The organism is Streptomyces sp. CAI-85 (assembly GCF_013363615.1).
In the GTDB taxonomy this organism is placed as follows: Bacteria; Actinomycetota; Actinomycetes; order Streptomycetales; family Streptomycetaceae; genus Streptomyces; species Streptomyces antibioticus_B.
In genome coordinates this window covers 1-5924 of the sequence record NZ_JAANNX010000126.1, presented here as the reverse complement: position 1 = coordinate 5924, position 5924 = coordinate 1, and the positions used below count along the sequence as shown (strand labels likewise).

Below are 5924 nucleotides of genomic sequence, written 5' to 3'. Positions count from 1 at the left end.
ACTGCTGGAGGTCGCGGTGGCAGTGCCCGAACTCGTCGGCGAGCTGCGCCTCGTCGAAGAACCGGGCCCAGTGCGGCACCTCGTCCCCGGGGCGGGCCGCCTCCAGGGCGCGCTCGGCCCGCACCAGGGCGGCGGTGCAGGCGCGCACCTCGCCGAGCACGCCGTGCCCGCGCGCCTCGGCGGCGTGCAGCAGCGCCTGGACGACCGGCGGGGCTCCGGTGCCGACGCCCTGCTGGGCCACGCGCGCGAGCTGCACGGCCTCCCGGCCGTGGCCGAGGTAGACGGCCTGGCGGCTCATGGTGACCAGCACGAAGGAGCCGTACGGCCGGTCGCCGGCGGCCTGGGAGAGCCGCAGGGCCTGGACGAAGTAGCGCTGGGCGAGGCCGTGCGCGGCGATGTCGAAGGAGGTCCAGCCGGCCAGCCGGGTGAGGTCGGCGGTGGCGGCGAAGAGCCGGCGGCCGGTCTGCTCGCCGTAGGTGCCGCGCAGCATGGGTTCGCACTCGTGCTCCAGGTAGCGCACGAGGGCCTGGCGGGCGTGGCCGCCGCCGTACATGTTGTCCAGGGTGCGGAACAGCTCGCCGACCGAGCGCAGCGCGGAGATGTCGCCGCCGGTGACCCGCTGGCCGGGGCCGCGCTCGACGGTGCCGCGCTGCCGGGGGACGGCCGGGGGCGCCTTGGGGACCGGGCGGTTCTGCACGGGCACCCGCGGCTGCGGTTCGCCGCGGGCCACCTTGTCGTCGGCCCGGCCGATCAGCCAGTCGCGGCTGGGCACCACCAGACCCGCCGGGGTGAAGGCGATCTTGCGGAGTTCGGCGTGGCTGCCGGAGTCCTTGCGCCACAGCCCGCCGACGATGTCGACGGCCTCCTCGGGGGTGCCGGCGAACTCCAGGCCCGCGTAGACGGGCGCGCAGGCGTCCAGGCCGAGGTCCTGGGCGGTGAGCCGGCGGCCCAGACGCCGGGTGAAGACCTCGGCGATCAGGGCCGGGGTGGTGCCCCGGGGCTGCTGCCCGCGCAGCCACCGGGTGACGGAGGTCTTGTCGTATCTGAGATCCAGCCCGTGCTCCAGCCCGAGCTGATCGACGCGACGGGCCAGTCCCGCGTTGGAGAAGCCCGCTTCTGCGATGAGCGCGGCGAGCTGGCGGTTGGGAGTGCGCTGCGCGGGTCGTTCCGTCATCTGCGGTGCGGTCTCCTGCCTCCCGGGCCTCTGACGTGCCCGGTTGAAGTGCCCTGATGGGTGCGATCAGCCCTTTTGGCCTCGCGAACGGCGCGAATGTAGCTGAGCGTAGCCAACCGATCGCACATCTCGACGCTCATTCATCCGATCGTGTGAGAAACGGCCGCCGGGCTGACGGGGAGCGGGCGGACGTACAGTGGCGTTGGCGCGTCACGCGCCTTACGACGTCCAGGGAGGCGCTTGCCGTGAGTGAGTTGCGGTTCGTCCGTAGGGGTTTCGGGGCCGAGGCCGTGGAGTACCAGGTGGCCTGGGACGAGCAGCGCCGGGTGCACGCGGCCCGGTTCGCCGACGAGATCCCCGACACCGTGCTGCTCCTGGAACACCCGCCCGTCTACACGGCCGGCCGGCGCACGGCCGACAGCGAGCGCCCCCTCGACGGCACCCCGGTGGTCGACGTGGACCGCGGCGGCAAGATCACCTGGCACGGTCCGGGCCAGCTCGTCGGCTACCCGATCCAGAAGCTGCCCCGCCCGGTGGACGTCGTCGCGCACGTGCGGCGGCTGGAGGAGGCCCTGATCCGCACCTGCGCGGAGTTCGGTCTGGAGACCACCCGGGTCGAGGGCCGCAGCGGGGTCTGGGTGCTGGGCGACCCGGTGGAGCGGCGGCCCGTGCTCGGCGGTCTCTCCCTCGACTTCGACCCCCGGCTCACCGACGAGGAGTTCGACCCGCGGCTCAACGGCCCGGAGTACGCCCCCTCCAACGCCGGGCAGCGCCGCGAGGACCGCAAGATCGCCGCCATCGGCATCCGGGTGGCCAAGGGCGTGACGATGCACGGCTTCGCGCTCAACGTGAACCCCGACAACAAGTGGTTCGACCGGATCATCCCGTGCGGGATCCGCGACGCGGGCGTGGCGTCCCTGGCGAACGAACTGGGCCGCGACGTCACCATCGCCGAGGTGCTGCCGGTCGTGGAGCGCCATCTGACCGAGGTCATGGCGGCCGCGGAGCTGCGGCCGAGGGTGATCGAACCGAAGGCGGTCGAAAAAGTAACCGAGAAGACACCGGCGGCCTGACACGGGCGGCGGACTTTCAAATCCACGGGCGTACGCTGGAGCACGCCGAAGAATCAATCGCTAGGGAGCCGGTCGTGTCCGCAGTCGCACCCGACGGACGCAAGATGCTGCGCCTGGAGGTCCGCAACAGCCAGACCCCCATCGAGCGCAAGCCCGAGTGGATCAAGACCCGGGCGAAAATGGGCCCCGAGTACACGAAGATGCAGAACCTGGTGAAGGGCGAGGGCCTGCACACCGTGTGCCAGGAGGCCGGCTGCCCCAACATCTACGAGTGCTGGGAGGACCGCGAGGCCACCTTCCTCATCGGCGGCGACCAGTGCACCCGGCGCTGCGACTTCTGCCAGATCGACACCGGCAAGCCCGAGGCCCTGGACCGTGACGAGCCCCGCCGGGTCGGCGAGTCCGTCGTCACCATGGACCTGAACTACGCCACCATCACCGGCGTCGCGCGCGACGACCTGGAGGACGGCGGCGCCTGGCTCTACGCCGAGACGGTCCGCCAGATCCACGAGCAGACCGCCGCCCGTGAGGCCGGCCGCACCAAGGTCGAGCTGCTCGCCCCCGACTTCAACGCCGTACCGGAGCTGCTGGCCGAGGTCTTCGCCTCCCGCCCCGAGGTCTTCGCGCACAACGTCGAGACGGTCCCGCGGATCTTCAAGCGGATCCGCCCCGGCTTCCGCTACGAGCGCTCCCTGAAGGTGATCACCGAGGCCCGCGACTACGGCCTGGTCACCAAGTCGAACCTGATCCTCGGCATGGGCGAGACCCGTGAGGAGGTCGGCGAGGCGCTGAAGCAGCTCCACGAGGCGGGCTGCGAGCTGATCACCATCACCCAGTACCTGCGTCCGTCCGTGCGCCACCATCCGGTGGAGCGCTGGGTGAAGCCGCAGGAGTTCGTGGAGCTGAAGGAGGAGGCCGAGCAGATCGGTTTCTCCGGGGTGATGTCGGGTCCGCTGGTGCGGTCGTCGTACCGCGCGGGGCGTCTCTACCAGATGGCGATCGAGAAGCGCGGCGCCTTCGTCGCCGTACAGGCCGTGTGACCTGGGCTACAGCCTCCGTCCCGCTTGCTCCGTCCGAGTGCGGGGCACCCGTGTGAACTCGCGCACAAGATATTACCGATCAGTATTGTCCGATACGACGCGGTCCCGACCGTCCTCGCAGATGAGGGCCCCGGTCAGGACCGCGTCGTCGTCGCCGGGCGCGCGAAGGCCCCGTGACAAGGCTTCATGGGCGTTTGACCGGTCGGTCACGCCCTGGTAACACCGAACAGTGACGCTGGTGTCACACCACGTAGAACCGACCGGACCCGTACCCACCGCCGTACGAGGGGGCTTCTCCCATGCAGGCCGCGCCCGTTCGCGCCACCGCGATCCCGTCCTTCAGCACCGCCCTGCGCGCCGTCGAGTCGCTCCTCATGAGCAGCGGACAGCGCACCGCCCGTCGCAACGCGTGGACCTCCGTGCTGGAGGACCGCCGTCGCGCCAAGGACCGGGTGGAGACGCAGCGCGTCATCGAATCGGTCACCGCCGTCCGTTCCTGACCGAGCGCCGCCGCCGCGGGCCGCCGGCCGACGGGCACTGCCGTCGTCGGCACTTCCCGGGCCACGTAGACTTCCTGGCATGGCGAGAAGTGACAGTGCGGCGGAGGCCGCGAACACCGGGCGACTGAAGCAGATCGCCCTGACGTACAAGATGACCCGGAGGGCCGACAAGAAGATCGGTTTCATCCTCGCGGGTGTCTTCCTCATCATCTTCGGTGTCTTTCTCGCGATCGGTTTCCTGATCGACCACCCGGTCTACCTGGGCATCCTGGGCTTCGTGCTCGCGTTCCTCGGGACGGCGATCGTGTTCGGCCGCCGGGCCGAGCGGGCCGCCTTCGGCCAGATGGAGGGCCAGCCGGGCGCCGCCGCGGCCGTCCTCGACAACATCGGCCGGGGCTGGACGACCACCCCCGCGGTGGCGATGAACCGCAACCAGGACGTGGTGCACCGCGCGGTCGGCAAGGCCGGCATCGTGCTGGTCGCCGAGGGCAACCCGAACCGGGTCAAGACCCTCCTGGCCGCCGAGAAGAAGAAGATGAACCGCATCGTCGCGGACGTCCCGGTGCACGACGTGCTCGTGGGCACCGGCGAGGGCCAGACCGAGCTGAAGAAGCTGCGGACGACCCTGATGAAGTACCCGCGCGTGCTGACCGGCCCCCAGGTGACCGCGACCAACGACCGGCTGCGCGCCCTGGGCGACCTGATGAGCAACATGCCGCTGCCGAAGGGCCCGATGCCCAAGGGCATGCGCCTGCCGAAGGGCGGCCCGAAGGCCCGCTGACCGCCGACCTCTTGCGTGTACGACGATGGGGGCGCCCGGAGTGATCCGGGCGCCCCCATCGTCGTACCGTCGCGTCGCGGTGGGTCTCAGATCCGGACCTCGACCGTGCGGGCCAGCCGGTCGTGCAGGCCGCGGCCGTCGCGGTCCCAGATCAGGGCCGGGATCGCCAGGCAGAGCAGCACCGAGCGGAGCGCGGAGCGCAGCGGGCTGACGGTGCCGGTGTCGGCGGACACGACCCTGAGGCCGAAGAGCCGCTTGCCCGGGGTGAAGCCGACCGTACCGACCGTGAGCAGGCTCGTCACCAGGAAGACCAGCAGGGTCCAGTTGCTGGTGGAGGGCGTGTAGCCGTCCGTGATCAAGCTGTATGCGATCAAGAGGCACAGGCCCCAGTCCACCGCGAGGGCGCCGAGCCGCCGGCCGGGGCGGGCCAGGGAACCCGGTCCGTGCTCCGGCAGACCGAGCTGCTCGCCCCGGTATCCGAAGTCGGCACCGGCGTCCTCCATGGCCGCGCGGGGTCCGGAGAGCCACGATCCGAGTGCTTGCCTGTTGTCCACCCGACCACGGTACTGCGCGCCCCGACGCGCGGGGGACGGCGGGGTGTGTCAGGGCTACGGTGGAGGGGCGGGCGGTTAACTTGTGCGAAACAAATGGGTCACGCCCGAGAAATCACGCGTCCCTAGGGTCGGGCAGAGCGTGTGCCACCGCACTGGCCGCACGAACGAACTACCACCCCGGCCGGGCGGTCGGGAGTAGGAGGAGCTGGATGTTCCAGAACGCCGACGAAGCCAAGAAGTTCATCGCGGACGAGGACGTCAAGTTCGTCGACGTCCGCTTCTGCGACCTGCCGGGCGTCATGCAGCACTTCTCGCTGCCCGTCGAGGCGTTCGACCCGGACGAGGAGCTGGCGTTCGACGGTTCGTCGATCCGCGGTTTCCAGGCCATCCACGAGTCCGACATGGCGCTGCGCGCCGACCTGTCGACCGCGCGTGTGGACCCCTTCCGCCGTGACAAGACGCTCAACATCAACTTCTTCATCCACGACCCGATCACGGGCGAGCAGTACTCCCGTGACCCGCGCAACGTGGCGAAGAAGGCGGAGGCGTACCTGGCGTCCACCGGTATCGCCGACACCGCGTACTTCGGTCCCGAGGCCGAGTTCTACGTGTTCGACAGCGTGCGGTTCAAGACCTCGGAGAACGAGTCCTTCTACCACATCGACTCCGAGGCCGGCGCCTGGAACACCGGTGCGATCGAGGACAACCGGGGTTACAAGGTCCGCTACAAGGGCGGCTACTTCCCGACCCCGCCGGTCGACCACTTCGCCGACCTGCGTGCCGAGATCTCCCTGGAGCTGGC

General features: G+C 70.5%; 7 protein-coding genes. 5 read left to right on the top strand and 2 right to left on the bottom strand.

The features are described from left to right. On the bottom strand, positions 1–1174 hold a 1174-nt coding region (locus G6W55_RS36750), incomplete at its 3' end, for a regulator (protein ID WP_175524950.1). A gap of 56 nt (positions 1175–1230) precedes the next feature. On the opposite strand from G6W55_RS36750, the gene lipB reads away from it, so the two are divergent. From lipB to G6W55_RS36730, 4 genes are all read left to right on the top strand, one after another. Continuing rightward, positions 1231–2247: a lipoyl(octanoyl) transferase LipB gene (gene lipB / locus G6W55_RS36745; RefSeq protein WP_303049968.1), complete on the top strand. Its 1017-nt coding sequence runs from the start codon at positions 1231–1233 to the stop codon at positions 2245–2247. Between the two features lie 74 nt (positions 2248–2321). Beyond that, positions 2322–3287 (top strand): lipoyl synthase, encoded by a 966-nt coding sequence (gene lipA / locus G6W55_RS36740; RefSeq protein ID WP_175524948.1) that lies wholly within the window; start codon positions 2322–2324, stop codon positions 3285–3287. A gap of 299 nt (positions 3288–3586) precedes the next feature. Next, positions 3587–3787 (top strand): hypothetical protein, encoded by a 201-nt coding sequence (locus G6W55_RS36735; RefSeq protein ID WP_030794435.1) that lies wholly within the window; start codon positions 3587–3589, stop codon positions 3785–3787. Positions 3788–3866: 79 nt separating this feature from the next. Continuing rightward, on the top strand, positions 3867–4568 hold the full coding sequence (locus G6W55_RS36730; protein ID WP_175524947.1) for a DUF4191 domain-containing protein: 702 nt from the start codon (positions 3867–3869) through the stop codon (positions 4566–4568). 86 nt (positions 4569–4654) lie between these two features. Here the strand turns inward: G6W55_RS36730 and G6W55_RS36725 are convergent, their stop codons facing one another. Next, complete coding sequence (locus G6W55_RS36725; protein WP_175524946.1) at positions 4655–5122, bottom strand: RDD family protein; 468 nt, start codon at positions 5120–5122, stop codon at positions 4655–4657. Between the two features lie 209 nt (positions 5123–5331). Here G6W55_RS36725 and G6W55_RS36720 point away from each other — a divergent pair. Further along, a partial coding sequence (locus G6W55_RS36720; protein WP_175524945.1) for a glutamine synthetase beta-grasp domain-containing protein occupies positions 5332–5924 on the top strand: 593 nt, incomplete at its 3' end.